The sequence below is a fragment of the Streptomyces mesophilus genome, from assembly GCF_011044995.1.
Classification (GTDB): domain Bacteria; phylum Actinomycetota; class Actinomycetes; order Streptomycetales; family Streptomycetaceae; genus Streptomyces; species Streptomyces mesophilus.
Map to the genome: position 1 here is coordinate 1 of NZ_JAAKZW010000433.1, position 2,305 is coordinate 2,305.

The 2,305-nt window shown below is 66.9% G+C and carries 3 protein-coding genes and 1 pseudogene; all 4 read left to right on the forward strand.

The window, feature by feature from the left end:
* Positions 1-489 (forward strand): hypothetical protein (locus G6045_RS40320; RefSeq protein ID WP_165337216.1); only part of this gene is annotated, 489 nt, incomplete at its 5' end.
* 123 nt (positions 490-612) lie between these two features.
* Positions 613-926: pseudogene (locus G6045_RS40325) on the forward strand (hypothetical protein).
* Positions 927-1,157: 231 nt separating this feature from the next.
* Positions 1,158-1,937, forward strand: coding sequence for a hypothetical protein (locus G6045_RS40330; protein ID WP_165337217.1), 780 nt, complete (start codon positions 1,158-1,160; stop codon positions 1,935-1,937).
* A gap of 268 nt (positions 1,938-2,205) precedes the next feature.
* The coding region (locus tag G6045_RS42295; RefSeq protein WP_408056414.1) for a transposase at positions 2,206-2,305 on the forward strand (100 nt) is incomplete at its 3' end.

The following is a 2,305-nucleotide window of genomic DNA, read 5'->3' on the forward strand; positions in this document are numbered from 1 at the left end:
GGTGTGGTGGGGGCCGTGGTGGCGGGGTTGGTTTCTGCGGCGGCGCTGCGACGGCAGTCGCGTGACCAGCTTGTGGAGACGCGTGAGCATTGGCGCCGCCAACTGCGCCGGGAGGCGTATGTGGCGTTTATCGATGCGGCTCACCATTTCAAGGCTCAGGCGCGGTCTGTGTCGCCGTTCCTTGGCGGGAACGAAGTGGAGCTGGTGCAGCGTGCAGTTGTGGGTTTGCGGTCTGCCGAGCAGGCCTTGTTGGGGCAGGCCCGGATTGTTGATCTGGAAGCGCCCGACCAGGTTGTCGAAGCAGTGTCCGCCGTGCTGGCGACTGCCAAGCAGATCGTGGTCGACACCAGTATTTGGCTGGAGCTGGCCGAGCGCGGTGACAGCGCTGTGGGGGACTGCCACAGGCGATTTGCCGAGGACCGGGAGACGTTCAACCAACGCGCCGCCCTGCTCCGAGAAAAGATCCGTCAAGATCTCCAGGGCCGATGAAGACGTGCCCCCGCCGATGGCACACGCTCCCGCTTCGTTGTCCTGGGACGCATGGGGGTGCCCTGTTCTCCGTCCGCCACATCAACGGCGGCGACGCCGTCCTGGACGAGGGGGAGCAGCCGCATGCGCGACATCCACGACGCCCCCGACCGTGCGGACCGCGAGGCGTTCACGGTAGCCGCCCCGCACCCTTGAAGGGCCAGATCGGCTATCTCATCAAGCAGTTGGGCCGTGCGAAAGCCGTCGCCCAGGAGATCGGTGTCACCGTGGAGACCCACGCCCGCTTCGGCTACACCGCCCCGGTCGGCATCACCGACGACGGACGCGTCCGCCGCCTGACCGTGCACCTGGCCGTCGCCTACTCCCAGTGGCTGCTCGACGCCCGGGACGTCGGCGTCACCCTCAACGACATCGACTACCTGGACCTCGATTACTGACCTTGTCGTGAAGACACTGCTGTGACGGGTGGTGCCCGTTCGTAGCACCGCCCGTCGCGGAGCAGGGCCTACAGAACGCTGCCCCGCCCTCGAGGCGGGCGCTCGCCGCGTTTTGTGACTGAGCGTTGTACTTGACCAGGTGGGCGCACGGAGTGAGTGACAGTGACGGGACGGGACAAGATGGTTGCCAGTGTGATCGAGTCGACTGAGCCGACCCATTAGCGTATTGACGTGCACATCCTCGATGACCCCTGCTTGTCGCCCCGCGTCGCGGCGCTCTTGGCGCGGGCACAGCGCGGCCTTGAGATGCCCGCTGATCGCATACGTGCCCTGGCCCGGGCGGAGACTTCCGGCGGTGACGAGGCGGCGGTGCCGCCTGGGGCCGTCGAGTCGATGATTCGTTTCGAGGAACGCTACGGCGGGCTGTGGTACCCGCTCCTCGGCCCTAACGGCATGGAACACGGCCTGCACGGCGAGGCCACCATCTACCTCACCGGCGACGGCTGGACCTTCCCAGGCATCCTCGACGGCGACCAGACCTGGCGGGTCGACGTCCTATCGGACGGGAGCACCACCATGACGCTCGCGAGACGTTCCCGGATCATCAACAGCAGCATCCTTCAACGCTTGGAGGCCCACGCCCAGCTGTCACAGGTCCGGGACTGGCCCCATGTGACCTTCGCTGTTGCCACCGAACCCGGCCAGGAGCCGACGGTCGCCGAAGCCGCCCTCCCTCCCCTCGACGCCGAGGCAACTGGACCCGCCGACAGGTGGTGGGTCGCCGGCGGGACTGCGATACAGCTGAAGCTCCACAAGTGGTGGGGCGAAGAAGACATGTGGGTCGCGCGCTGCTTTACGGAGCGGCCCGAGAACCTGACGACCACGGTCGATGCTCTACGGCACGCGGTGACAGGTGGCGTGTGGCGGAACGAGGACTGGTGCGGGCTGTGTCGCCACGTCAGGCAGCCAGCGCAACCCTGCCTTCCCCACACAGGCAAGCAGAGCAGCTGACCCCGCAGAAGCAGCCTGGCTCCTCGGCGTCCTCCGCCTCGACGTACGAGCCTTCGTGGCCTCGGCGATGCAGCGCAGTTCGGCGCGCGCCTTCGAGGCGACTTGAAGCCGACGACGTCGATCCTCACATCGATGCCGGCGTCGTCCAGTTCCTTGGCCACCTGGCACGGCGAGGGCGGGGCGCAGGTGTCCTCCGTGTCGGAGACGAGGATGATCCGGCGGGTCCCATCGGATCCCAGGTCCTAGGTCGTGTCTGATAATTGATCTTGTGGTGGGTCGTGGTGAGCTGACGGATGCGGCATGGGAGCGGATAGCGCCTCTGCTGCCGGGTGTTGATGGTCGTGGTCGGCCGTGGCGAGATCACCGCC